We start from the raw sequence: 23,359 nt of genomic DNA, 5'->3' as shown, positions 1-23,359 counted from the left end.
TCCAAGGAGTACGACACGTCATGGTCACCGTCACCCCCGTCCGCGCGCTCGCCGCCCTCGGCGGCTGTGCCCTGCTCGCCACCACCCTCACCGCCTGCGGCGGCGACTCCGCCGCGTCCGACGCCAAGGTCGTCACCGTCTACAGCGCCGACGGCCTGAAGGGCGAGAACGGCGACGGCTGGTACGACCGGGTCTTCAAGGACTTCGAGAACAAGACCGGCATCGAGGTCAAGTACGTCGAGGGCGGCTCCGGCGAGATGGTGCAGCGCGCCGTCCGCGAGAAGTCCAACACCCAGGCCGACGTGCTCATCACCCTGCCCCCGTTCATCCAGCAGGCCGACGAGAAGGGCCTGTTGCAGGCGTACGAGCCCAAGGGCTCCGAGCAGGTCGACGGCGCGAACAAGGCACCCGACGGCAAGTGGACCGCCGTCGTGAACAACTACTTCGGCTTCATCTACAACAAGAAGGAGCTGAAGGGCTCCAAGGCCCCCAGGACCTGGGACGAGCTGACCGACGGCACGTACAAGAACAAGATCCAGTACTCCACGCCGGGCGTCGCGGGCGACGGCACCGCCGTGCTCATCAAGGCCATGCACGACTTCGGCGGCAAGGAGCCCGCCCTGAAGTACCTCGGCAAGCTCCAGTCCAACAACGTCGGTCCGTCCGCCTCCACCGGCAAGCTCGCGCCCAAGGTCGACAAGGGCGAGCTGCTCGTCGCCAACGGCGACGTCCAGATGAACTACGCCCAGTCCAAGAACATGCCCAACCTCGGCATCTGGTTCCCGGCCAAGGAGGGCAAGAAGCCCACCACCTTCGCGCTGCCCTACGCCGCTGGCCTGGTGAACAAGGCCCCGCACAGCGCCAACGCGAAGAAGTTCCTCGACTACCTCCTCGGCCGGGCGGCCCAGCGCCAGGTCAGCGAGATCGGCGGCGGCTTCGCGGCCCGCAAGGACGTCAAGGCCACCGACGCCAACGCCATCGCCCTGGACAAGCTCGTGGACGGTGTCGAAGTCTTCGAGCCGGACTGGGACGATATCTCCAAGAACCTCACGGAGTACGTGGACGACTGGAAGTCCGAGACCGGCAGCTGACCCACCCCCCTCCACATACACCCCCAATACACCCCCAATACACCCCCATCTCCCGTCAACGCCCCTGCGTAGCCAGGGGCGTTGCCATGCCTGCCCTCGCGCCTCACCCCCGCACCTTCTCTCCCCCTGGAGGAACCGTGTCCCACGGCATGCGCCGCCGCTCGCTCCTCGTCTCCGCCGCCGCCCTCGCCACCGCCGCGGGGCCCCTGTCGGGCCTCGCCCGCGCCGCCGTCGCGCGCAGGCCCAAGGTCCTGGTCATCGGCCTCGACGGCGCGCTCCTGAACCGGATCGAGGACGCCGCCGCGCCCCGCCTGAAGTCCCTGATGGCGCGCGGCCTCACCGCCCCGAGCAGCATCTACGCCAACCCGCTCGCCCCCACCATGTCGGGCCCCGGCTGGTCCACGCTGCTCACCGGCGTCTGGCCCGACAAGCACAAGGTCGTGAACAACGACTTCACCGGCCACGACCTCGCCCGCTACCCCGACTTCATGACGCGCGCCGAGGCCGCGAAGCCCGCCCTGCGCACCTACGCCGTGTCCTCCTGGGCGCCCCTCACCGACACGATCTTCTCGTCGAAGGTCGACACCCGCGTCTCCACGCCCTCCGACGAGTACGACGCGGGCACCACGCGCCGCGCCGTCACCGCCCTCACCGAGGGCGACCCCGACGCCGTCTTCGTCCAGCTCGACAACATCGACCACGCCGGACACGCCAGCGGCGCCGCGAGCCGCGCCTACCTCGACGCCATCCACGGCGCCGACGCCCAGGTCGGCCGCATCCTCGACGCCGTGACCTCACGGCCGTCGCACGGGGACGAGGACTGGCTGGTCATGGTCACCGCCGATCACGGCCACACCGACGGGGGCGGCCACGGCGGCTCCAGCTGGCCCGAGCGGCAGACCTTCCTCATCGCCGCGGGGGAGGGGCTCACCGCCGGTTCCGTACGGTACGACGTGCGCATGCCCGACGTCGCCGTCAGCGCGCTCGCCCACCTCGGCGTCGCCGTCGACCCCGCCTGGGGCCTGGACGGCCGCCCCGTGCAGCAGCCCCGCCCGGACGCCTTCGACGCGCTGCGCGACCGGCTCAAGCCGCCCGTCGACGAGACCGGCGTCGGCGCGGGCGTCATCGGCTTCACCCACACCCCGCCCGACGGCTGGAGCGTCGACAACACGCGGATGGGCGGCGGAGGCGTCACCGAGTGGCGCGGCTGGTCCTTCACCACGGACGAGTTCTGGACGAAGACCCAGCGCGACCAGGAGCGCGAACTCAACCTCCGGGCGCGGAACGTCTTCGCCGTCGCCGACGGCGACGAGTGGTCCGACAAGTCCGTCACCGGAACCTTCGACTCCACCCTCGTCAGCCCCGCGTACGAGGTCACGGGCGGCGCCCCGGCCACGCTCACCTACACCACGTTCTACCGCCAGGAGTCCCCGCAGCAGGGCCAGGTGCTCGTCTCCTACGACGGCAAGGCGCCCGTCGTCATCAAGACGTACACCGCCGACACGCCCTCCGTCGTGGAGACCGTACGGCTCCAGGTCCCCGCCGGAGCCCGGACGGCCCAGGTCCGCTTCCGCTACACCGGAGGCAACAACTGGTACTGGGTGATCGACGGGGTCGGGATCAAGCCTTCCTGATTAGGCTGGGGGCGTCGGCACAGCGCCGTTCCGACGCCCCGCAAGCCACTTGCTTCACGCAGACCCCGCAGGAGTGCACCCCATGGCAGAGCGCAAGCCCATCGAATCGTGGCTCACCGACATGGACGGCGTGCTCATCCACGAGGGCGTGCCGATCCCCGGCGCCGACTCCTTCATCAAGAAGCTCCGCGAGTCCGGCAAGCCGTTCCTCGTGCTCACCAACAACTCCATCTACACCGCCCGTGACCTCCAGGCCCGGCTGACCCGCATGGGCCTCGAAGTGCCCGTCGAGAACATCTGGACCTCGGCCCTCGCCACCGCGAAGTTCCTCGACGACCAGCGGCCCGGCGGCACGGCGTACGTGATCGGGGAGGCGGGCCTGACCACCGCCCTGCACGACATCGGGTACGTCCTGACCGACCACGACCCGGACTACGTGGTGCTCGGCGAGACCCGCACCTACTCCTTCGAGGCCATGACCAAGGCCGTGCGGCTCATCAACGACGGCGCGCGCTTCATCTGCACCAACCCGGACGAGACCGGCCCCTCCACGGAGGGCCCGCTGCCCGCCACCGGCGCCGTGGCCGCGCTGATCACCAAGGCGACCGGCAAGAAGCCGTACTTCGCGGGCAAGCCGAACCCCCTGATGATGCGCACCGGCCTGAACGCCATCGGGGCGCACTCGGAGACGAGCGCGATGATCGGCGACCGCATGGACACGGACGTCCTCGCGGGCCTCGAGGCGGGGATGGAGACCTTCCTCGTGCTCACAGGCCTTACCTCGCGGGCCGACATCGACCAGTACCCGTTCCGGCCCTCCACGGTCGCGGACTCCATCGCCGATCTCGTCGACCGGGTCTGAGCCCGCGCGGGCACGGACGGGTGTCCTGAGGATGCGCTGACGCCCCGCGCGCGTGAATCTGCTGGTACAGGAGGTTCACGATGCGTATATGTTCGCTTGCCGTGCGTGGCGCGGGGGGTCTCGTCCTCGCGGGCGCGCTCGCGGGGGTGGCGGGACCGGCGGCCGCGCACGACCAGGACCAGGTCAGGGCCCAGGTCACACCCGCCGCCGCGGTGCCGGGCGGGCAGGTCGAGGTGCGGGTCTCGGGGTGCCGCGGCACGACGGGCGCCGCGGGCTCCGGCGCGTTCGCGAAGGACGCCGAGCTGACCGGCAGCGGCGGCAAGACGCTCACCGGATCCGCGCGGCTCAGGGCCGGGATCTCGGGGACGTACGAGATCACCGTGACCTGCGACGGGCACCCGCACCAGGGCGTCGGCACCGTCCGGGCCGGCGGTGCCCAGGCCACGCCGCAGGCGCCCGTGCGGGCCGGCGGGGGCGGCACCGCCGATCTCAAGCCCGTGGCCGCGGTCGCCGAGGAGGCCGGGCCCGGTACGCGGCACGCCGTCGTCGGCCTGGTGCTCGCGGGGGCGGCCGCCGTCGCCGTGGCCCTGCGCAGCGTCCGCCGGCGCCGCTCCGACTGACCGTGGCCGGGCCCGAGCCCGAAGGCGCCGACGCCCCGCACGGCACCAGGCGTCTCGTCATGGGCGTGGCGTGGGCCGTGCTGCTCGTCGGCCTGTGGCTGTGGGGCAACGAGATCACCGACGTGCGCGGCGGCCTCTCCGACCCGACCACCGGGGACATCGCCGCCGTCGGCAGGCCCCCCGGCCTCGAACTGCCCCGCCCGCACGAGCCGCTCGCCGACGCGCGGCCGCAGCGCGTGGACGTGCCCTCGCTCGGCGTACGGGCCCCGGTGGTGGCCCGCGGCCTGGACGCGGTGGGCGCGATCGACCCGCCGCCGTACGGGCAGCCGGGCGTCGTCGGCTGGTACGGCGGCGGGGTGCGGCCCGGGGCGGCCGGGGCCGCGCTGCTCGTGGGCCACGTGGACACGGAGAGCAGGCCCGCCGTCTTCTACCACCTCAGCGCCGTGCGCCCCGGCGAGAAGGTGCGGGTGGTGCGGGACGACGGGGCCGTCGCCGAGTTCACGGTGGACGACGTCCAGGTGCTCGGCCGCGACGACTTCGACGCGAAGACGGCTTACGGCCCCCGCGAGGAGGGCCGCGCCGAACTGCGCCTGATCACTTGTGGCGGCACCTTCGACCGCGCCAGCCGTACGTACTCGGCGAACGTGGTCGTCTCCGCCTATCTCACGGGCGTGGGCCCCTAGGGCGTGTCCGATGGGTCGGCGCGGCGTCGCGACGCCTGGCACGCACGCTCGCCGCGTTGCCGAAATGTCCTAGTAGCTCCGCTACGAGGACATCCCGGCGCCTTGCGATCGCACGCACCAGACGCCGCTCCTTGCTCCACGCCGACCCACCGGACACGCCCTAGACAGCCGGGGTCGAGGCGGCCTCGGTCCCGGCTCTCGCGCGCAGCGCCCGCAGGCCGATGCCGCCGAACACGGCCGCGAAGACCACCCACATCAGCACGTGCGACGCGAGCGACAGCATGCGGAAGTCCCACAGGAGCGTGGGGCTCACGGGCGTCGGGTCCGGGTTGTCCGGCAGCGCCCACAGCAGCGCGAGGACGGCGGCAGCCGTGCCCGCCGCCGCGAGCTGCCGCACCGGCTGCGACCGGCCGGCGAGGCGCACGTACACCTGCCAGACCAGGAACATGCCGAGCACGCTGATCACGACCGCCGCGACCCACATGGCCTGCCGGTCACCCACCGTGCCGGAGTCGCCGACGCCGGGCGGCATCGCCGGATAGCGCAGGGCGGGGAAGAGGGAGACCGCGCAGAACGCGGCCGCGCAGAACGCGAGCGCCCGCGGCCAGGGGTTGGCACGCGGATCGCGCCGGTGCACGAGGGCGTACGCGACGGCGAAGAGCACGCCGATCGCGAGGCCCGCGACGACCAGGGCGATGACCAGGCCCGCGTGCTGCGTGGAGCGTGAGAACAGCTCCTCGTGGTGCTGCACGGCGGCACCGGCGTCATGCTGCTCGTGGGCCTGCGAACGGGCCTCCTCCGCGCGGATCGCCTTGTCCATCAGGGGCTCGGCGAGCAGCAGCGAGAAGAGCCCGGCGGCGAGCCCGCCCAGGCTCCCGGCCGCGAGGCCGCGGCCGAGCAGCGCGAGGACGGGGGACGGGGCCGCTGGGGAGGCGGCGGGAGTCGAAGTGCGGGGAGCGGTGAGGGAGTTCGGGGAAGGGGGAGTCTCTGGGGACGCGGTCATGGTGCGAGCGGCCCCGATCAGTGGCAGGGGGCACCGAAGAGGTGCCTGCCGTCGTGCGCGAACTCGTGGAGGTAGTCACCGGTCGCCGAGATCAGCGAGCCGTTGTCCATGAAGACCGCGTACAGGGTGATGAGCGCGAGGATCACGGCGCCCGCGGCGATCAGCCAGTCGCGGGTCTGGATGGTCGCGGACTGTATCGCGGCGGTGTCGGTGTGTGGTGCGCTGTGCGCAGCGGAAGCGGACATACCGTGGCTCTCCTTCTGGGGTTTCCACGCCCCATGGCAGGAGGACGACGGGTTCAGTTCCTGACTTCCCCAGGCGTGCGCGTGGGGTAACAGTGGCGGGACCGTCCCGGAGTCGCACCGGGTTCCTGGCAACCGTCGCCTCGACGTATGGACTTGTCGCCGGGAGAGTCGCAGGTGGTCATGGACACTGTCAACCAGTCGCCGCGCCCGCGAGGGCGCCGCGCGCGGGCGGCGTGCGCCCCGGAGCGGGGCACAACCTGGCCCGGTCAACGACCCGCTCCCCCCGGAGTCGCCGACCGGGCCGGTCCTCGACCGCGCGCGCTCGAGCTGCGGGAGGAACCCGGCGTCGGCACGGGAGGCTTCGGATGGTCCATCGGTCGTGGACTGCGCGGAACGTCCGGGAGCACGCGGCCGCCCTGGGCCGCACCGCGTTCGGAACGCTCCACTCCGGCCGGGGGCTTGGGCCGTCACCACGACTCTAGAGCGGAAGTCGGCTTCGGCCTAGGGGAGTTTGACGCCAACTGGCCTTTTGCCGCCGCTCGCTGAACGCCGCAGGTGGCGCGGGTGCACGCCGGGCCACGCCCCCTTACCGGGACGGGCCGTGCCTGTCCTGGAGCGTCGCGTCGTCGAGCGTCCCCTTGAGCACCATCCCGGCCACCGTGTCCATGACGAGGCGCTCCCTGCGCGCGTACCGCCGCATCGCGCCGAAGGCCGCGTCGGTCCCGGTCTGCCAGCGCTCGGCCAGTATCCCCTTGGCCTGCTCGATCCGGATGCGGCTGCTGAGCGCGGCCTGGAGCTGCCGGGAGAGATCGCGGCACTCGGTGTAGGCGCGCTGGTTGTGCAGCCCGGCGGCCGCGACATCCGCGAGCGCCTGCGCGAGCCCCAACGCGCTCTCCTGCCCGGGGTCCTGGGGCGCCGGGCCCGTGACCCCGTCGGCCGCGGGCGCACCCGGCGCACCGTCCGGCCGCCACTCCGCCGCGAAGACGCCGAGCACGCCGAAGACGCGCCCCCGCGCCCGCAGCGCCACAGCCAAGGCGACGTCGACGCCCTGCGCGGTGGCCCGTGCCGCGAACTCCGGCCAGCGGGCCACCGCGTCCCGCGCGGCGAGCCGGACGGGACCCACGGGCTTGCCGCTGCCGAAGCAGTCGATGCAGGGGCCGCCCAGGTGCTGGGCTTCGAGCAGTTCGCGCGCGAGCCGCTCCCCGCGGCGGCTCGTGGCGATCCGCACCGTGTCCTGCGCGTCCGTGTACATCACGCCCGCGGCGAGCGTGTCCAAGAGCTCCGCGCAGACCTGGCTGACGCGGCCCAGGTGGCGATCCGCGTCGAAGTCGTCGGCGACCGTGACCACGGTCTCGACGAGGGCGCGCGCCAGTCCCAGCTCCGGGGTGCGGTCCGGCATGGCCTTCATGGCCTCTCCCTTTCGCCTCCCCCCAACCTTTTCGCCTACCCCGCATCGGAGGGCTGTAACAGCTCTCCTACAGCTGCCCGGACGGGCTCTCCCGGCCTCGTGAGGGTCACGTAGTTATGCCAGGATTGAGCACCGGACCGTGCGCCCAAGGGGGAGTGGATGTACCGCAGAAACACAGGTCGCGGGCGGGGTCTCACGGCCAGGGGGGTCTCGGCGGCGGTCGCGCTCACGGGGGCCGCGCTGCTGCTCGCGGGGTGCTCGTCCGACGGCGACGGGGACGGCGACGAGGCCACCCGTCCGGTGAAGCAACAGCCCAAGGACACCGACCCGTTCTGGGTCAATCCCGACGGGAACGCGGCCCGGCAGGTCGCCACGTACGAGAAGGACGGCAAGAAGGACGAGGCGGCGCGGATCCGGAAGATCGCCGAGCAGCCCGTCGGCGAGTGGATCGGCCCGGAGAAGCCGGAGGACGAGGCGCGCGGCTTCACCGAGGCGGCCGAGAAGGCCGACCGGGACGCCCTCCTCGTGCTCTACAACATCCCGCACCGTGACTGCGGCCAGTTCTCCAAGGGCGGCGCCGCCGACGGCAACGCCTACCGCGCGTGGATCGACGGCGTGGCCAAGGGCATCGGCGACCGCGCCGCCACGGTCGTCCTGGAGCCGGACGCGGTCCTGCACATGGTCGACAAGTGCACGCCCGAGCAGTTCCACGAGGAGCGCTACGACCTCCTCAGGGGCGCCATCACCAAGCTGAAGTCCCTGAAGAACACCAAGGTCTACCTGGACGCGGGCAACGCGGGCTGGTCGCACCCCGACGGTCTGTACGAGCCGCTGAAGCGCTCCGGCGTCGAGCAGGCCGACGGCTTCGCGGTGAACGTCTCCAACTTCCAGACCACCGAGGCCAGCGTGGCCTACGGCAAGACCCTGTCCGCCAAGGTCGGTGACAAGCCCTTCGTCATCGACACGAGCCGCAATGGGCGCGGGCCCTACACCGGCAAGGGCAAGGACCCCTGGTGCAATCCCCCTGGGCGGGCCCTGGGCGAAGCCCCCACCACCAAGACGGGCGACCCGTCGGTCGATGCGTACCTCTGGGTCAAGCGGCCCGGTGAGTCCGACGGCACGTGTCGCGGTGGCCCGCAGGCCGGGCAGTGGTGGCCCGAGTACGCACTCGGGCTCGCCAAGAACGCCCCCTGAGGGGCGCGGGGAACTGCGCGACCAGCCACAACAAAGCCGCAGTCGCGTCTGCCGAGTACCGAGCAGACGCGACTGCGGCTTTTCGCGCGCTGAGCGCGCAGTTCCCCGCGCCCCTTACGGGGCCTCTAGGGAACGTGAACCCACTGGGCCTTGCTGGGGATGCCCTCGGCGTTCGTGACGAAGAGCATGTACCAGCCCGACTCCACCAGGCTCCGGTTCTTCGGCACGGTCACCGTGACCGCGTCGCCGGACTTCTTCAGGTCGAGGGCGATCGACGTCTGGTCGATGTCCGTGACGTGGGTGGTGGCGGAGGGCCGGATCAGCCGGGCGGACTTGATGGAGGAGGCGTCCTTCGTGGGGAACGTGCCGGACGCGCCCCGCTTCAGGGCCTTGGGACCGGACCCGAGCGCGGGCCGGTCGCCGTTGTACAGGTACGGCGGCGTGTAGATCTCCACCCGCTGCTCGAAGCTCCCCGGCTTGGTGTTGGCCTTGTCGGCGTACAGCGAGTCCGAGCCGAAGAACATCACGCGGCCGTCGGGCAGCAGGATCGAGCCGGAGTGGTAGTTGCGGCCCACGTGCGGGTCGGCGACCTTGTCGAGCGTGTTCCTGCGCGGGTCGTACAGGCGGGCCTCGTGGATGTTGGAGTCGCCGCGGCCGCGGTAGTCCTCGGAGCCGCCCGAGATCAGGACCGAGTCGTCGGGCAGGACGGACGCCTGCGGGTAGCGGGTGCCCGTGCCCAGCTCGGGGCCGTCCTCGAAGCGGGGGCTCCGGTCCTTCAGATCGACGATGCGGGTCTTCTTGGAGGCCTTCGTGGACTCGCCGACGCCACCGCCGCCGACGACCATGTAGCGCTGGTCCTGCGCGGGCGGCAGCTCGACCGTGTTGGAGGTCTCCAGGAGGTCCGGGTCGCTCATGCCCGGGATCTTCTTGAACTTGTTGGTCGCCAGGTCCCACACGCCCGGGTCACGACCGACGTCGGCGGGGCCGTAGCCCGCGTTCGAACCGGAGTAGAAGAGCTTGCCGTTCGCCATCTGGAAGATCGCCGGATAGGTCGGGAACTGCCGGACGCCCTTGGTGTACGTCCACTTCTTCGTCTTCGGGTCGTACACCTCGTTCTTGCCCGGCACCAGCTGGCCGATCTCGTCGAGGCCGGAGAGGGAGAGCACCTTGCCGTCGGTGAGCGTGGTCAGCGTGGGGTACCAGCGGGCCTCGTTCATCGGGTCGACCTTGATGTACTTCTCGGCGACCGGGTCGAACTCGAAGGTGTCCTTGATGCCCTGGAAGTCCTTCTTGTCCAGGGCGAGCTTCTGCGCGATGCCGTACGTGTTGCGGGCGTCGGCGCCGTTCAGGCCCTGCACGCGGTAGTTGTCCTGCGTGCCGGTCTCGTACTTGGCGCCGCTCGCCTGCGCCTCCACGTAGATGCGGCCGAGACCCGGGTCGTTGCGCAGGAACGCGCCGGTCTGCTTGTCGAAGACCTTCTTCGCGCGCTCGACGACGACCGGGTCCTTCGAGACGAAGGTCTTGCCGTTCTTCTTGCCGGTGAACTTGGTGCCCGCGGGCAGCGTGATCGGCCGGTCCGGATTCTCGTTGTGCACGATCATCAGGCCGCCGGCCTTGGTGACGTCGCCCTTGAGCTTCTCGTACCGCTTGGTGCCGCCCGCGATGAGCAGCTTGCCGTCGGCGAGCTGGGTGTGGCCGGTGCAGAACAGGTCCGTCGGCGTCGGGATCTTCTTGATGGTGTTCTTCTCGGGGTCCCAGAGCCGGGTGTCGAACTTCTTCTCGTCGAAGTTCTTCTGGTTGTTGCCCGAGCCCGCCACCATCAGGATCTTCCCGGTGTGCAGGAGCGACGCGTGGATCGTGTTCTGCCGGTACTCCTCGGGGAACTCGACGACCTTCCAGTGGCCGTTCGCCGCCTTGTACTCCGGCTTGTTGATCTTGTAGTTGTGGTACTTCTCCGAGCCCACGCGCCACAGCCAGGGGCCGTTCATGCCGGCCAGGGCCAGCACCACCGCCGTGCCTATCGCTATCCGGCGGGCGCGGCGGCGGGACGAGGGGTCTCTCATGTGTCGTGGCTCCCGAGGGCGATCTGCATGGTGTCGTCATTCGAAGCGGCCGAGGGGTTCGCGGCCCAGCTGGGTTTCTGCTGCGGCGCGTGCGCGCCCGGCTGCGCGTGCGGGGGCGCGCTGTGCGGCGCGAACTCCCGGGCGGGCAGCGTCTGCTGCTCCGGCACGCCGGGCCCGCCCTCCGGCGGCGTCGGCGGCTTCTTCCGCTCCTGCCGCATGCCGTGCCGCCAGGCGAAGATCGGCGCGGCGGTGACGAGCAGCGCGAAGGTGGCCCAGATGATCATCGCCGGGTGCGCGTGGTCGTACACGTACGCCGCCGCGATGGAGCCGGCGAAGACCAGGATGAAGAACAGGTGGATGCGGAACGTGCCGAACAGCGTGTCCGGGCTCGCCGAGTCGCCCTTGGGCGTGACCACGAAACTGCTCTTGCGGCGCAGCGCGGCGTCCATGAGGGAGCGCGCGTAGATCGGGGCCGACAGGGCCGACATCACCATGCCCGCGATGCCGCCGGAGCCCTCGGGCTCGTGCGGCGAGACGTTGTGGCGGCGGTTCCAGATGTACAGGCCGATCTGGAGCGCGGACGCGTTGCCGTACAGCATCAGCCAGATGGTCGGGTCGATGTTCACGCCGGAGGCGCCGAGACCCAGGAACAGGGCGCAGCTCAGGGCCGCGAGGATCCAGTTCAGAGCCGACATCGGGTAGAAGATGACCATCATCGTGTAGTTGAAGAGCCGCCCGGGCGGCAGCGAGAACGGCGCCTTCCAGAACTGCTTGAGGATGGTCTCGTACGTGCCGCGCGACCAGCGGAGCTGCTGGGTGAAGAAGTCCGTCCAGGCGTTGGGTCCCTCGCCGACGGCGAGCACGTCCGGGGTGTAGACGGACTTCCACTTCTTCCCGGTGACCGGGTTCTTGTGGCGGTGGATCTCGAAGCCCGTCGCCATGTCCTCGGTGATCGAGTCGTACAGGCCGCCGATCTGCTTGAGGGCCTTGATCCGCACCGCGTTGGAGGTGCCGACGAACATCGGCGAGCCGTAGGCGTTGCCCGCGCGCTGGATCAGGGCGTGGAAGAGGAACTGCTGGGACTCGGCGGCCTTGGTGACGAAGGTGTCGTAGTTGCCGTAGACCTGCGGGCCGATGACGAAGCCGACGTCCGGGTCGCGGAAGAAGCCGAGCATCCGCTCCAGGTAGTTGGGCATCGGGACGTGGTCGGTGTCCACGGAGGCGAAGTAGTCGTAGGCGTCGCCGTGCGCGTCCAGCCAGGCGTTGTAGTTGCCGTGCTTGGTCTTGGCGCGGTGCGGGCCCTTGGCCTGGTTCCACTTCGCGACGCCCTTGCGGGAGAAGTGGTGCACGCCGAGGCGCGCGCAGACCTCCTTCACCGCCGGGTCGTCGCCCTCGTCGAGCAGCCAGACGTGCAGGAGGCCGCGGTGGCGCAATTTCACCGCCGCCTCCAGCGTCTTCGTCACCATCTCGAGCGGCTCCTTGCCGGGCACGAACGAGGTGAGGAAGGCGACGCGGGTGCCGGTCTCGGGCACCACGGGGACCGGGTCGCGGGCGACGAGCGTGGCGTGCGCGTTCGACAGGACGTTCATGCAGCGGAAGAACTCGATCAAGCCGATCGAGACGAGCATGACGACGTCGAGCACGGGCAGGAAGTCGTACGCGGGGTAGTCGCGCTCCGTCCAGTGCTCGGGCTGGAGCAGCCAGGCGAGCAGGACGAGGGAGAGCAGCGGCGCCGCGCCGAGCATGAGGGCCGCGCGTATCCGGTGCGGCTCCTGGGAGAGCAGGGAGCGGTACTGGACCTTGTAGGGCTTCGCCGGGTCGGGCTGGGTGAGGGGCCCCGCCAGGCGGCTGTAATGCTCGTAGTCGTAGCGCGGCAGCGACTTCTTGATGCGTCTCAGACCGCCCGTCCGGTGCGAGAGCACGCGCAGCTGGGTGGTCTGGGACGGGTCGCCGTGCCGCTCGCCCGGTGGCGTCGACGTCATGAGTCATCCCCCCGCACGCGGCTGTCCGCGTGGTCGTCGGTCCTTTCGCCCGCGGCGGTCCCCCTCGACCTGCGCGAGCGCATCAAGTGGTAGGCCACCCCTCGCTACGACAGCGAAACGTGGCCTTCCGGTTGCATGATGCCCCCCTCGGCATCCGTTCATGAACGCGGGGACCCCCTGTCCCGGTGTTCATGAGGGCTCTCGTCGCACGGGCGGTGTCCGGGGCCCCAACTGCCCCGTGTCGCGCGCCCCGTGAGAGCCGAGGCTCCGGCGAGCCTCCCGTCAGGGTTCTATGCGCCCTTGCGTGATCGCAAGAGTGAAAGCAAGGAGTTTACCGGTCATATGTGGGGCGGGAGCCCACTGTTGAGGCGGGCGCGCTCAAACGGGTACGAATGTTGCCGAAGTGCTCGCGTATGGCCCGTTCGGCGCGCAGGACGTCCGAGGAGCGCACCGCGTCGAGGATCTCGCGGTGCTGGCGACAGGTGATCTTCGGGTCCCGCGGTACGTCGACGAGGTCGGTGCGGACCTTGTGGAAGGCGTCCCAGAACGCCTCCAGGACCTCGCCGAGCAGCCGGTTGCCGAGACAGCGGTAGAGCGTGGCGTGGAAGGCGCGGTCGGTCTCGGCGCGGACCTCGCCGCCGGGCCCCGCGGCCTCGGCGTCCATGCGGTCCACGAGCGCGTCGAGCTCGGCCAGGTCGGCGGGCGGCAGGGAGCCCGCGAGGCGCGCGATGAGCCCGGTCTCGACGGCCTCGCGCAGCTCCAGGAGCTGGAGCAGGCTGTCCTCGCCGCGGTAGTGCCCGGCGACGGTGCGGAAGGCCAGGCCCTCGATCATCGGCGCCACCGACATCGGCCCGACGTAGGTGCCGAAGCCGTGCCGGATCTCGACGATGCCCATGGCCTGGAGCGCCTTGAGCGCCTCGCGCACCGAGTTCCGGCTGACGCCGAGGTGCTCCATCAGCTCCGGCTCGGTCGGCAGCACGGAGCCGGAGGGCAGCCGCTGATCGATGATGAGTTTCTTGATCCGCTCCTGGATGTCCCGCGCCATGGCGCAACCGTAGCGGCAGTACGACGAAAGCCCCCCGTCGCTGACGGAGGGCTTTCGCTGTCTGTGCGCCGCCAGGGACTCGAACCCCGGACCCGCTGATTAAGAGTCAGCTGCTCTAACCAACTGAGCTAGCGGCGCGTGCTGACGGAGATAACTCTACCGGATGTTCGAGGGTGGTCATGACCACCCGGGAGTCGGGGGGCGCGTCCCGGCGGTGCGGCGGGGGATCGGGTGAGGGCCCTTTGCCGGGCCCCCTCCATCATTCGGACCGTCAACATGCGATATCCCCGGACAGTTGGAAAACTGACGGATATGCAGATGCGCGGACAATCCTGGCCGGGGGCCTTCCCCGGACATCCCGGCGGATGTGAGGGGAATCGCATGGACGCCGCTCCGGCATTCGAGGAATTCAAGCCCGCGAGCGACTGCGAGTGCCCGGGGTGCGTGTACTGGCGGCGCGCCGGGATGCACGCGCTGCCGCCGGGGCGCGGCGGCCACCCGGGTGCGCACGGCGCGCGGCGGGCCCTGGTCCTCGCGGCCGCGGCGGGCTCCGTGCTCGGCCCCAGCCAGGCGCTGCCCGCGGCCGCGGCCCCGGCGCTGGAGTCGTTTCCGCAGGTGGGGGCGGGTGTAGCGGCTCCGAAGGGGGACGACCCCGGCACCCCGCAGGGCCGCCAGAGCCCCCTGCACGGGACCAGTGCCCACGGTGCGCAGCTGCGCACCACCACCCGGGCCGAGATCATCGGCCGGGCCCGGCAGTGGGTGAACGCGCGGGTGCCGTACAACCTGCGGAGATTCTGGGCGGACGGCTACCGGCAGGACTGCTCGGGCTTTGTCTCGATGGCCTGGAATCTGGGCGGAAACGAATGGACGGGCACGCTCGACCGGTACGGGACGCGCATCTCGAAGGCCGACCTCGCGCCGGGGGACATTCTTCTGTTCCACAATCCGGCGAACCCGGAGAGGGGCTCGCACGTGACGATTTTCGGCGGCTGGGCGGACGCCGCCCGCACCTCCTATCTCGCCTATGAGCAGGCGCGGCCTTACACGCGCAAGAAGGCCACGCCCTACGCGTACTGGAAGGACGCGGACCGCTACCGGGCCTACCGGTACAAGGGCCTGCGGGCGGCGCCGGGTCCTGCCGGTTCCACCCCGGCGGTTTCCGGGCGCTACCCCGGCGCGCGCTCCTTCGGCCCCGGTGCGCACAACGCGTACGTCACCCGGCTCGGGCAGCTCCTCGTCGCCCGGGGCGGCGCCCCGTACTACCGGTCGGGTCCGGGGCCCCGCTGGGGCGACGCCGACCGCAGGGCGACCCGGGCGTTTCAGCGGGCGCAGGGCTGGACGGGCACGGACGCGGACGGGATTCCGGGCCCGCTGACGTGGTCGTACCTGGTCACGGGCAAGGGCCGGGACATTCCCGGTGCTCGCGGCGCCGGGGGCGGGCAGGGCGTCCCGGCGTTCCCCGGCAAGGGCCACTTCCGGCCGGGGCAGAGCAACGCGTTCGTCGAGCGGCTCGGGCGGCAGCTCGTGCGCAAGGGCTTCGGCAAGTACTACGCGGTCGGGCCCGGGCCGCGCTGGGGCGAGGCGGACCGCAGGGCGGTCGAGGCCTTCCAGCGGGCGCAGGGCTGGCGGGGCGGCGCGGCCGACGGGGTCCCGGGGCCGGAGACCTGGCGGCGGCTGTTCCTGTGACGGGCCCGCGCGCGGCGGGGAACCCACGGCGGAGGCGACGGAGGCAGAGATGAGCACGACGACAGAGCGGTCCCCGGAGTCGGACGAAGGCCGGGGGCGCGGTGGCGCGGCGGGTGGAGCGGGCCGTCCGCCCCGCCTCATCCACAGCGAGGCCACCACGGAGATCCCCGTCCACCTGCTGTTCCGCGACGATCCGCGGGACCCGGTGGGGATGGCGCTGCCCTCCGCGCTGCCCTCCGCGGTGGTGCGGGGCCCTGCGGCGCGCCCCCGTGTGGAGCAAGGGACCCGAGGCGATGCGGGGCGGCCGGGCATGGCCCCGCCGTCGCCCGTGCCCGTGCCCGTACTCGGAGCCGATGCCGACTCCGGCTCCGGCCTCGACCTCGTCGAGCGGCGTGCCCGGGTGCTGCCCGGCGCGGTCGGGGTGCTCGCGGGCGGCGTGGGCGCGGCCGGGTGCGTGCTCGCGTTGTGGTGGGCCGGGGCGCTGCCCCGGTCCCTGCCCGGGGCAGCGGCCCGGCCGGGGGCGTCGGGGATCGGGCCCGCGCAGTGGGCGGTGCTCGCCGGGGCCGGGGCGCTCGCCCTCTTCGGCTTCGGCGGGCTCGCGCGCGGCCGGGTCGGCGGGGCGTGGGTCCTGACCCTGTTCGGCCGGTACCGGGGGAGCGTGCGGCGGACGGGCCTGCTGTGGGTGAACCCGCTGCTGCTGCGGCGCCGCGTCGACGTGCGGCTCCGGCACTGGCGCAGCGAGCCGATGGCCGCCGTGGACCGCTCCGGTGTGGCGCTGCGGGTGGTGGTGCTCGTGGTGTGGCGGGTCAAGGACACCGCGCGGGCCGCGCTCGCCGTCGCCGACCACCAGGAGTATCTGCGCGAGTGCGTCGAGGCGACCGCCGCCCGCGTCCTGTCGCGGCTTCCCGCCGACGCCTTCCACGACGGGGCCCGGGGCGCGGCCGAGGGCGGCCCGACGCTGCGCGACGCGGAGGCCGTCGGCGAGGCCCTGACGCGGGCCCTCGCCGCGCAGGCGGAGCCGGTGGGGATCGAGGTCTTCTCCGTACAGCCGACGCGGATCGAGTACGCGCCGGAGGTGGCGGACGCCATGCACCGGCGCAGGGTCGCCGCGCTCGACGCGCGGCACCGTGACAGCGTGCTCACGTCGGTGGTGGACTCCGTCGAGGACACGGTGGCGCGCCTGACCACGCGCGGCCTGGTGGAGCTTGACGACTACGAGCGCAAGGCGCTGGTCAAGGATCTGACGGTGGCGTTCTATACGGGGCATGGAGAACGCTGATCACCGACGGGACCGACCGGACCGACGGGACCGACCCGACCGGCCGGGTCTCAAGGCGCTCGCCGAGGACGCCTGGAAGCTGACGGGCGCGGGCCCCCGCGTCCTGCTCGGCATCGCGGGCCCGCCCGGCGCCGGGAAGTCCACGCTGGCGAAGGCGCTGGTCGCCGAGGTCGGGGCGGGCGCCGCGTATCTGCCCCTGGACGGCTTCCACCTCTCCAACGTCCAGCTGGAGCGGCTCGGCCTGACGTCCCGTAAGGGTTCCGAGCCGAGCTTCGACGTCCTGGGCTACGTCGCGCTCCTGCGCCGGGTCCTCGAAGAGACGGCGAACGACGTCTACGCGCCCGACTACGACCGGACGCTGCACGAGCCGGTCGCCGCCCGGCACCTGGTCGCGCCCACCGCGCGGCTCGTCGTGACGGAGGGCAACTACCTGGCCTGCGACCTGCCCGGATGGCGGGAGGCACGGGCCCTCACGGCGGAGTGCTGGTACGTCGAAGCGCCCGCGGAGGAGCGCCGGAACCGGCTGGTGGAGCGGCAGTTGACGGGCGGCAGGAGCCCGCTGGAGGCGCGGGCGTGGGTGGCCGGAAACGACACCCCCAACGGTGAACTGGTGGAGACCTCGCGGACTCGCTGCGATCGGATCGTCTCCACGATTGGTATGGACATGTTCAACTACCCGCAATAATCTGGGACTTGGTCTAGACCGCACATCCCCATAGGTCCAGACCATGCGAATCGCATCCCGCGTGGCGGCCGCACCATCCGTCACACGGCAGCTCAGCACGACCGTCAGCGCGCGCACGGCTCACAGAACTACCCCCACGTTGTTCAGGAGCGCAGCATGCGAAAGAAATTGTCCGCCGCCATGCTCGGGATGGCGACGGTCGGAGCGTTCGTGCTCTCGACCGGCGGCGCCAGCAGCCATGGCTACACCGACCTGCCCGCGAGCCGTCAGATCAACTGCGCCAAGGGCGTGGTGACCGGCTGCGGCGCCATACAGTACGAACCGCAGAGCGTCGAGGGCCCCAAGGGCTTCCCGGCGGGCGGCCCTGCCGACGGAAAGCTCTGTTCCGCCGGGCTCGCCGGCTTCAGCTCGCTCAACAAGGCGACGCAGCCGAACGGCAACGCATGGCCCACGACGAAGGTGTCGGGCGGCCAGAGCTACTCCTTCCGCTGGCAGTTCACCGCGCGGCACCGCACCACGGACTTCCGGTACTACATCACCAAGCAGGGCTGGAACGAGAGCCAGCCCCTGACGAGGGCGGCGCTCGACACCCAGCCGTTCCTCACCGTGCCGTACAACGCCCAGCAGCCGCCCGCGACCCTGTCGCACAGCGGCACGATCCCGAGCGGCCGCAGCGGCCACCACGTGATCCTCGCCGTCTGGACGATCGCGGACACGGGCAACGCGTTCTACGCCTGCTCGGACGTCACCTTCTGACACCTGCCGCCGCTGGTTCAGAGGTTCCCCTGAGGATCTCCGCCACCCCCCACGGGTAGGTTCTGCGCACGCCGTACGTGACCACTACGGCGTGCGCGGGATTTACCGGGGGACCCTCATGGACGCGTTGCTCTATCTCGTACCGCTGATCATGGCGGGCATAGCCATCGTCATGGCGGCCGCGATCGTCAGGCGCTCGGCCCAGATGCGGCGCGCCTGGCGCAGCGGCCTGACCGCCCGGGCGCGCTGTCTGCGCACCTACACGACGACCTCCGGGCGCGGCGGCGACCGCCACCACCACGTGTCCACGACCCTGCACCACGTCTACGAGTTCGTCACCCGCGAGGGCCGCACGGTCCGCTTCGAGGAGGAGAACGGCCCGGGCACGATCATCGAGGGCGACGTCGTGACCGTGTACTACGCCCCCGAGCGGCCCGAGCGGGCGACCGCGCACGCGCCGCGCCCGGTCGCGAACACCCTGGTCACGGTCGCCGTGCTCGGCTTCCTCGGCCTGATCGTCGCCTTCTGCCTCTTCTTCGTCTCCGAGGCGCGCGCCTTCTCCGACGACTTCGGCTGGGGCGACGGCGTGAGCGTCGAGGACGACCCGGCCCCCGACGTGCCCTGGGACGAGTCCGACCCGGAGATTGTCGTGCCCTGAGCCATGAAGCGGAAGTTGCGGAGCGCGGCCTACGTCGTGTCGGGGGTCGCGGTGGGGGCGCCCCTCCTCGTGGTCCTGGCCGCGGGCCTCGTCCTTGGCCTCGTGGCGAGCCTCGTCGTCGTGGGGATCCCGCTGCTCGGTCTGCTCGCGCTCGCGGGCGTGCCCGTCGGGGCCCTGGAGCGCCGCCGGGCCCGGCTCGTGCGGCAGGGCCCCGCCACCAGCCCGCACCGCACCCCCGACGCCCCGGGCCTCGCTGCCTGGCTGCGCCTCCGGGTGCGGGAGCAGGCGACCTGGCGGGAGCTGGCGTACGCCGTCCTGATGGCGTGCGTGCTGTGGCTCCTCGACCTGGCGGTCGCCGCCTGCACCCTGGTGCTGCCCCTCGCCCTGGCCGCCGCGCCCGCCCAACTCGCGCTCACCGGCGGCCCCGACGGCGGTGGCGTACGGCCCGCGAAGCTGTGGTTCGTCGCGTCCTACCCGGCGGCCTGCGGCACCGCCCTGATCGGCCTGGCCCTGCTCGCCGCCCTGCTGTACCCGCTCGGCGCGTACGCCACCGCCCGCGCCGCCGTCGCCCAGCTGCTGCTCGCCCCGCGCGAGGCCGAGACGGAGGCGCGGCTCGCCGAGGTGACCCGGTCAAGGGCCCGGCTCGTCGCCGCCTTCGAGGCCGAACGCCGCCGCGTGGAGCGGGATCTGCACGACGGGGCGCAGCAGCGGCTCGTCGCCCTGAGCATGGGCCTCGGCCTCGCCCGCCTCGACGCAGGCCCTGGCAGCCCGCTCGCCGACCGGCTCGCCGCGGCCCACCAGGAGGCCGACCGGGCCCTCGCCGAACTGCGCGAGCTGATCCGGGGCATCCACCCGCGCGTCCTCGCCGACTACGGCCTCGCGGCCGCCATCGAGGACGCCGCCGACCGCTCGCCGGTGCCCGTGGACACCGACGCGGACCTGCCCCGCCTTCCCGAACCCGTGGAGTCCGGCGCGTACTTCGCCGTGCGCGAGGCCCTCGCCAACGTCGCCCGGCACAGCGGTGCCGCACGCGCCGCGGTCCACGCCCGGTACGCCGACGGCGCCCTGCGCGTACGGGTGCGCGACGACGGGCGCGGCGGCGCGGAGCCCGCGCGCGGCTCCGGCCTGACCGGGCTCGCCGACCGCCTCGCCGTCCTCGATGGCACACTGACCGTCACCAGTCCGCCCGGCGGGCCGACCGTCCTGTCCCTGGAGATCCCGTGCGACCCGATGCCGCCCCCGCCCGCCGCGTAGTCCTCGCCGAGGACAGCGTGCTGCTGCGCGAGGGCCTCGTCGGGGTGCTCACCCGCTTCGGGCACGAGGTGGCCGCGGCGGTCGGCGACGCGGACGCGCTGCGCCGGGCCGTGGCCGAGCACGCGCCGGACGTCGTCGTCACCGATGTGCGGATGCCGCCGGGCTTTGAGGACGAGGGCCTGCGCGCCGCGCTCGCCCTGCGCGCCGAGCGCCCCGACCTGCCGGTCCTCGTGCTCAGCCAGTACGTACAGCGGTCGTACGCCGCCGAGTTGCTGGACACCGGCGACGGCGGCGGGGTCGGCTATCTGCTCAAGGACCGGGTCGGGCAGGTCGAGCAGTTCGTGGACGCCTTCACCCGGGTCGCCGACGGCGGCACGGTCGTGGACCCGGAAGTCGTACGGCAGCTGCTGCGGCGCAGACGTGATCCCCTGGAGCGGCTCACGCCGCGCGAGCGCGAGGTGCTCGCGCTGGTCGCTGAGGGCCGGTCCAACGCCGCGATCGCCGCCGAACTCGTCGTCACCGAGGCCGCCGTGGGCAAGCACATCGGCAACATCCTCGGCAAGCTCGACCTGCCCGTCACCGACGGCACGCACCGGCGCGTGCTCGCCGTGCTCGCGTATCTGCGGGCCTGACTACGATCCCGGGCATGAGCATGTCGGAACAAGGGCCGGCGGAGCGCGGGGCCCGCACCCCGCGCCAGGCACGGCGGCTGCGCGTCGCCGCCGCCACCGCGGGGATGGCGGTGGCGGCGGCGCTACTCGGAATCCATCTAGTAGATAGAGCGTCCGTTCTAGTCGTGGGTGTGTACGGGCTGCTGCTGATCCTCTGCGGACTCGTGGTCGAGCTGAGCCGCCGCGGCCGGACCAGACTCGGCAGCTACCTCCTCGGCTGCGGGCTCGCCGCGGCGCTCGTCATGGACATCGTCGTGCTCTCCTGAGGCTCCGGCCCGCCGTCCGGGCGCTGCGCCGCGGCCGTCGTCGGCGCCTCCGAGAGCCCGTACCGCTCGTGCAGGCGCCGCAGGAACGGCGGCGCCCACCACGCCCGGTCGCCGAGCAGGGTCATCGCGGCGGGCACGAGCAGCATCCGCACGATCGTGGCGTCGATCAGGACCGCGAGCGTCAGACCCAGGCCGATCTGCAGGATCGGTGAGAAGCCGCCCGTCATGAAGCCGCCGAAGACGATGGCGAGCAGCAGCGCGGCACAGGTCACCACGCGGCCCGAGCGGCGCAGGCCCTCGACGACCGCCTCGTGCGCGTCCCCGGTCGCCTCCCAGGACTCCCGCATCCGCGACAGGATGAACAGCTCGTAGTCCATGGCGAGCCCGAACGCGATCGCGATGATCAGCGGTGGCGCGGTCAGGCTGAGCGCGCCGAGGCCCTCGCCGCCGAGCAGGCTCGCCCCGTGCCCGTCCTGGAACACCCAGGTCACCACGCCGAGCGCGGCGCCCAGGCTCAGCAGCGTGGTGAACAGCGTCCGCAGCGGGCTGAGGAGTGAGCCGGTGAAGGCGAAGAGCAGCGCGAACAGGCCCACGAGCACGGTGAGTACGGCCCAGGGGGCACGCTCGGCGAGCATCTCCCGGAAGTCCACGAGCCGGGCCGCGGTGCCGGTGACCCGCGCCGGTTCGTCGCCGCGCAGCTCGCGCACCCGCTCGACGAGGCCGGTCGCCTTCGGTCCGTCCGCCGAGCCGGTCGGGGTGAGCCGCACCAGCGTCGAGCCGTTCGGCAGCCGTTCGCTGCTGGACCGGGTGACGCCGGACAGGGCGCGGATCCCGCGCTCGTAGGCGGGGTCGGCACCGGGCTCGATCATGACGTCGACGGTGTTCACGTCGGTGCCGGCCGGGAAGTGCTCGTGCACGGCGTCGTAGAGCTGCCGGGCCTCGGTGTCGTGCGGCAGCTGGCGGGCGTCGCCGATCTCGATGCGCATGCCGAACACGGGCAGCGCGAGGACGGCGAGCCCGGCGACGACGGTGACCAGGACGGCGTAGGGGCGGCGGGCGGAGAAGCGGGCGAGCCGGGCGAAGAGCGCGCCGGGCTCCGCGGGCCGCTTCCGCAGGCGCGACTTCGCGCGCCGCGGCGTGAGCTTGCCGCCGAACAGGGTGAGCAGCGCGGGCAGCAGTGTCAGGGCCGCCAGCATGTCGACCACGACGACCGCGCCCGCCGCGAGCCCCATGCTCCGCAGGAACGGGCTGGAGAACCACACCAGGCCCGACAGGCACACGGCCACCGTCAGACCGGAGAACAGCACGGTCCGTCCGGCGTGCGCGACCGTGGCGTGCACGGCGCGCACGACGTCCGGCTCACGCTCCCGTTCCTCGCGGAAGCGCACCACCATCAGGAGCGCGTAGTCGACCGCGAGGCCGAGGCCCAGCATCGACACCACCTGCACCGCGTACACCGAGATGTCCGTGACCTGGCTGAACGCGAACAGCGTCAGGAACGCCCCGGCCACCCCGCTCACCGCGACCAGGAGCGGCAGACCGGCCGCCCGCAGCCCGCCGAAGATCAGCAGCAGGGCGAGCAGAACGGCGGGCAAGGTGATCAACTCGGCGCGCGTCACGTCCTCCTGGGCGCGGCCGCCCGTCTGGTCGCCGAGCAGCGGGTCGCCGCTGACCGCCACGTCGACGCGGTCGTCCGCCGCCGGGGCGATCTCCCGCAGCCGGTCGGCGGCGTCGTTCACCACGCGGATCTCGTCCCGGTCGGAGAGGTCGCCCGCCAGCGTGACGGGGACCAGGAGCACCTTGCCGTCCTCGGCGGCGAGGCCCTTCCCGGTGTACGGGTCGCCGACGCGGTCGACCCCCTTCAGACCGCGCACGTCGGCGATCGCGTCGGCCACGGCCGCGCGCACCTCCGGCGCGCGCACCGACCCGTCCGCGCCGCCCGTGACGGACGCCGTGAACGACTCCCCGCCCGGGGTGAGCGGCCCGAGCACCTCGCTCGTGACCGCGGACTCGCTGCCGGGCACGTCCTCCACGGACGAGTTGAGGTCGCCGAACACCCGCGTACCGAAACCGAATCCGACGACGAGCAGCAGTAACCAGACCAACAGCACCAAGACCGGGCGCCGGGTGGCCGTCCGGGAGAGCTTGGCGAGCATGACCGCTCCTAACTGGCCCCAGGGGCCGGGGCGAAGACTGTTCTCGGCCATACCTTCGCCCGTGGCGGGCGGGTACCGGATCGCCGTGGGGAGCGGTCTTCGAGGAGGCGGTCCATGG

Annotated in this window: 21 protein-coding genes, 1 tRNA gene and 1 riboswitch; of the genes, 14 read left to right on the top strand and 8 right to left on the bottom strand. The window is 72.2% G+C overall.

The window, feature by feature from the left end:
* The first annotated feature begins 20 nt into the window (after positions 1 to 20).
* The 5 genes from CP982_RS16895 (at position 21) to CP982_RS16875 (ending at position 4,890) form a co-directional block, all read left to right on the top strand.
* Complete coding sequence (locus CP982_RS16895) at positions 21 to 1,091, top strand: 2-aminoethylphosphonate ABC transporter substrate-binding protein (RefSeq protein WP_150511305.1); 1,071 nt, start codon at positions 21 to 23, stop codon at positions 1,089 to 1,091.
* Positions 1,092 to 1,240: 149 nt separating this feature from the next.
* Positions 1,241 to 2,725: an alkaline phosphatase family protein gene (locus tag CP982_RS16890; protein ID WP_150515529.1), complete on the top strand. Its 1,485-nt coding sequence runs from the start codon at positions 1,241 to 1,243 to the stop codon at positions 2,723 to 2,725.
* An 82-nt stretch (positions 2,726 to 2,807) separates the two neighbouring features.
* Positions 2,808 to 3,587 (top strand): HAD-IIA family hydrolase, encoded by a 780-nt coding sequence (locus CP982_RS16885; RefSeq protein WP_150511304.1) that lies wholly within the window; start codon positions 2,808 to 2,810, stop codon positions 3,585 to 3,587.
* A 101-nt stretch (positions 3,588 to 3,688) separates the two neighbouring features.
* Positions 3,689 to 4,207 (top strand): hypothetical protein, encoded by a 519-nt coding sequence (locus CP982_RS16880; protein ID WP_229879161.1) that lies wholly within the window; start codon positions 3,689 to 3,691, stop codon positions 4,205 to 4,207.
* 59 nt (positions 4,208 to 4,266) lie between these two features.
* Entirely contained in the window at positions 4,267 to 4,890 is a 624-nt protein-coding gene (locus CP982_RS16875) for a class F sortase (protein WP_150515528.1), read from the top strand.
* A 160-nt stretch (positions 4,891 to 5,050) separates the two neighbouring features.
* Here the strand turns inward: CP982_RS16875 and CP982_RS16870 are convergent, their stop codons facing one another.
* From CP982_RS16870 to CP982_RS16860, 3 genes are all read right to left on the bottom strand, one after another.
* Positions 5,051 to 5,893, bottom strand: coding sequence for a CbtA family protein (locus tag CP982_RS16870; RefSeq protein WP_150511302.1), 843 nt, complete (start codon positions 5,891 to 5,893; stop codon positions 5,051 to 5,053).
* 17 nt (positions 5,894 to 5,910) lie between these two features.
* On the bottom strand, positions 5,911 to 6,138 hold the full coding sequence (locus tag CP982_RS16865) for a CbtB domain-containing protein (RefSeq protein ID WP_144003619.1): 228 nt from the start codon (positions 6,136 to 6,138) through the stop codon (positions 5,911 to 5,913).
* 38 nt (positions 6,139 to 6,176) lie between these two features.
* Positions 6,177 to 6,305, bottom strand: a riboswitch (cobalamin riboswitch).
* Positions 6,306 to 6,724: 419 nt separating this feature from the next.
* Entirely contained in the window at positions 6,725 to 7,546 is an 822-nt protein-coding gene (locus CP982_RS16860) for an ANTAR domain-containing protein (RefSeq protein ID WP_229879162.1), read from the bottom strand.
* 159 nt (positions 7,547 to 7,705) lie between these two features.
* On the opposite strand from CP982_RS16860, the gene CP982_RS16855 reads away from it, so the two are divergent.
* Complete coding sequence (locus tag CP982_RS16855; RefSeq protein WP_150511301.1) at positions 7,706 to 8,740, top strand: glycoside hydrolase family 6 protein; 1,035 nt, start codon at positions 7,706 to 7,708, stop codon at positions 8,738 to 8,740.
* 125 nt (positions 8,741 to 8,865) lie between these two features.
* On the opposite strand, the gene glxA is transcribed toward CP982_RS16855, so the two are convergent.
* From glxA to CP982_RS16835, 4 genes are all read right to left on the bottom strand, one after another.
* On the bottom strand, positions 8,866 to 10,803 hold the full coding sequence (gene glxA, locus CP982_RS16850; RefSeq protein WP_150511300.1) for a radical copper oxidase GlxA: 1,938 nt from the start codon (positions 10,801 to 10,803) through the stop codon (positions 8,866 to 8,868).
* Positions 10,800 to 12,785 carry a glycosyltransferase family 2 protein gene (locus CP982_RS16845; protein ID WP_150511299.1) on the bottom strand — a complete coding sequence of 662 codons (1,986 nt, stop codon included), beginning with the start codon at positions 12,783 to 12,785 and terminating at the stop codon, positions 10,800 to 10,802. Before CP982_RS16845 ends, glxA begins: the two co-directional genes overlap by 4 nt.
* 331 nt (positions 12,786 to 13,116) lie before the next feature.
* Positions 13,117 to 13,830 (bottom strand): FadR/GntR family transcriptional regulator, encoded by a 714-nt coding sequence (locus CP982_RS16840; RefSeq protein ID WP_150511298.1) that lies wholly within the window; start codon positions 13,828 to 13,830, stop codon positions 13,117 to 13,119.
* Between the two features lie 64 nt (positions 13,831 to 13,894).
* Positions 13,895 to 13,968: transfer RNA gene (locus CP982_RS16835), tRNA-Lys, on the bottom strand.
* Positions 13,969 to 14,211: 243 nt separating this feature from the next.
* On the opposite strand from CP982_RS16835, the gene CP982_RS16830 reads away from it, so the two are divergent.
* From CP982_RS16830 to CP982_RS16795, 8 genes are all read left to right on the top strand, one after another.
* Positions 14,212 to 15,516 (top strand): peptidoglycan-binding protein, encoded by a 1,305-nt coding sequence (locus CP982_RS16830; protein WP_150511297.1) that lies wholly within the window; start codon positions 14,212 to 14,214, stop codon positions 15,514 to 15,516.
* Between the two features lie 49 nt (positions 15,517 to 15,565).
* Complete coding sequence (locus CP982_RS16825) at positions 15,566 to 16,795, top strand: SPFH domain-containing protein (protein WP_150511296.1); 1,230 nt, start codon at positions 15,566 to 15,568, stop codon at positions 16,793 to 16,795.
* The gene (locus CP982_RS16820) at positions 16,782 to 17,480 is read left to right on the top strand and encodes a nucleoside/nucleotide kinase family protein (protein ID WP_150511295.1); all 699 of its coding nucleotides are present in this window, start codon (positions 16,782 to 16,784) and stop codon (positions 17,478 to 17,480) included. The genes CP982_RS16825 and CP982_RS16820 overlap by 14 nt, the downstream gene beginning before the upstream one ends.
* Before the next feature lie 156 nt (positions 17,481 to 17,636).
* Positions 17,637 to 18,236 carry a lytic polysaccharide monooxygenase auxiliary activity family 9 protein gene (locus CP982_RS16815; protein WP_150511294.1) on the top strand — a complete coding sequence of 200 codons (600 nt, stop codon included), beginning with the start codon at positions 17,637 to 17,639 and terminating at the stop codon, positions 18,234 to 18,236.
* A gap of 118 nt (positions 18,237 to 18,354) precedes the next feature.
* Positions 18,355 to 18,894: a DUF3592 domain-containing protein gene (locus CP982_RS16810; RefSeq protein WP_150511293.1), complete on the top strand. Its 540-nt coding sequence runs from the start codon at positions 18,355 to 18,357 to the stop codon at positions 18,892 to 18,894.
* A 3-nt stretch (positions 18,895 to 18,897) separates the two neighbouring features.
* On the top strand, positions 18,898 to 20,148 hold the full coding sequence (locus CP982_RS16805; protein ID WP_150511292.1) for a sensor histidine kinase: 1,251 nt from the start codon (positions 18,898 to 18,900) through the stop codon (positions 20,146 to 20,148).
* Positions 20,115 to 20,780 (top strand): response regulator transcription factor, encoded by a 666-nt coding sequence (locus CP982_RS16800; RefSeq protein ID WP_150511291.1) that lies wholly within the window; start codon positions 20,115 to 20,117, stop codon positions 20,778 to 20,780. Before CP982_RS16805 ends, CP982_RS16800 begins: the two co-directional genes overlap by 34 nt.
* Before the next feature lie 14 nt (positions 20,781 to 20,794).
* The gene (locus CP982_RS16795) at positions 20,795 to 21,085 is read left to right on the top strand and encodes a hypothetical protein (protein WP_150511290.1); all 291 of its coding nucleotides are present in this window, start codon (positions 20,795 to 20,797) and stop codon (positions 21,083 to 21,085) included.
* On the opposite strand, the gene CP982_RS16790 is transcribed toward CP982_RS16795, so the two are convergent.
* A complete protein-coding gene (locus tag CP982_RS16790) occupies positions 21,025 to 23,241 on the bottom strand; it encodes an MMPL family transporter (RefSeq protein WP_150511289.1) in 2,217 nt (738 codons plus the stop codon). The two genes, CP982_RS16795 and CP982_RS16790, sit on opposite strands and share 61 nt — an antisense overlap.
* Between the last annotated feature and the right edge of the window lie 118 nt (positions 23,242 to 23,359).

Origin of the sequence: Streptomyces spectabilis, assembly GCF_008704795.1 — a bacterium.
GTDB lineage: Bacteria > Actinomycetota > Actinomycetes > Streptomycetales > Streptomycetaceae > Streptomyces > Streptomyces spectabilis.
Note: the sequence above shows the minus strand (reverse complement) of the source record. Positions and strands in the feature narration are given on the sequence as shown.

Coding starts and splice junctions, on each gene's coding strand:
- CP982_RS16875 (WP_150515528.1), top strand. CDS start 4,267: ATGGGCGTGGCGTGGGCCGTGCTGCTCGTCGGCCTGTGGCTGTGGGGC.
- CP982_RS16860 (WP_229879162.1), bottom strand. CDS start 7,546: ATGAAGGCCATGCCGGACCGCACCCCGGAGCTGGGACTGGCGCGCGCC.
- CP982_RS16825 (WP_150511296.1), top strand. CDS start 15,566: ATGAGCACGACGACAGAGCGGTCCCCGGAGTCGGACGAAGGCCGGGGG.
- CP982_RS16810 (WP_150511293.1), top strand. CDS start 18,355: ATGGACGCGTTGCTCTATCTCGTACCGCTGATCATGGCGGGCATAGCC.
- CP982_RS16795 (WP_150511290.1), top strand. CDS start 20,795: ATGAGCATGTCGGAACAAGGGCCGGCGGAGCGCGGGGCCCGCACCCCG.
- CP982_RS16855 (WP_150511301.1), top strand. CDS start 7,706: ATGTACCGCAGAAACACAGGTCGCGGGCGGGGTCTCACGGCCAGGGGG.
- CP982_RS16815 (WP_150511294.1), top strand. CDS start 17,637: ATGCGAAAGAAATTGTCCGCCGCCATGCTCGGGATGGCGACGGTCGGA.
- CP982_RS16830 (WP_150511297.1), top strand. CDS start 14,212: ATGGACGCCGCTCCGGCATTCGAGGAATTCAAGCCCGCGAGCGACTGC.
- CP982_RS16885 (WP_150511304.1), top strand. CDS start 2,808: ATGGCAGAGCGCAAGCCCATCGAATCGTGGCTCACCGACATGGACGGC.
- CP982_RS16865 (WP_144003619.1), bottom strand. CDS start 6,138: ATGTCCGCTTCCGCTGCGCACAGCGCACCACACACCGACACCGCCGCG.
- CP982_RS16870 (WP_150511302.1), bottom strand. CDS start 5,893: ATGACCGCGTCCCCAGAGACTCCCCCTTCCCCGAACTCCCTCACCGCT.
- CP982_RS16895 (WP_150511305.1), top strand. CDS start 21: ATGGTCACCGTCACCCCCGTCCGCGCGCTCGCCGCCCTCGGCGGCTGT.
- CP982_RS16890 (WP_150515529.1), top strand. CDS start 1,241: ATGCGCCGCCGCTCGCTCCTCGTCTCCGCCGCCGCCCTCGCCACCGCC.
- CP982_RS16845 (WP_150511299.1), bottom strand. CDS start 12,785: ATGACGTCGACGCCACCGGGCGAGCGGCACGGCGACCCGTCCCAGACC.
- CP982_RS16790 (WP_150511289.1), bottom strand. CDS start 23,241: ATGCTCGCCAAGCTCTCCCGGACGGCCACCCGGCGCCCGGTCTTGGTG.
- CP982_RS16820 (WP_150511295.1), top strand. CDS start 16,782: ATGGAGAACGCTGATCACCGACGGGACCGACCGGACCGACGGGACCGA.
- CP982_RS16805 (WP_150511292.1), top strand. CDS start 18,898: ATGAAGCGGAAGTTGCGGAGCGCGGCCTACGTCGTGTCGGGGGTCGCG.
- glxA (WP_150511300.1), bottom strand. CDS start 10,803: ATGAGAGACCCCTCGTCCCGCCGCCGCGCCCGCCGGATAGCGATAGGC.
- CP982_RS16840 (WP_150511298.1), bottom strand. CDS start 13,830: ATGGCGCGGGACATCCAGGAGCGGATCAAGAAACTCATCATCGATCAG.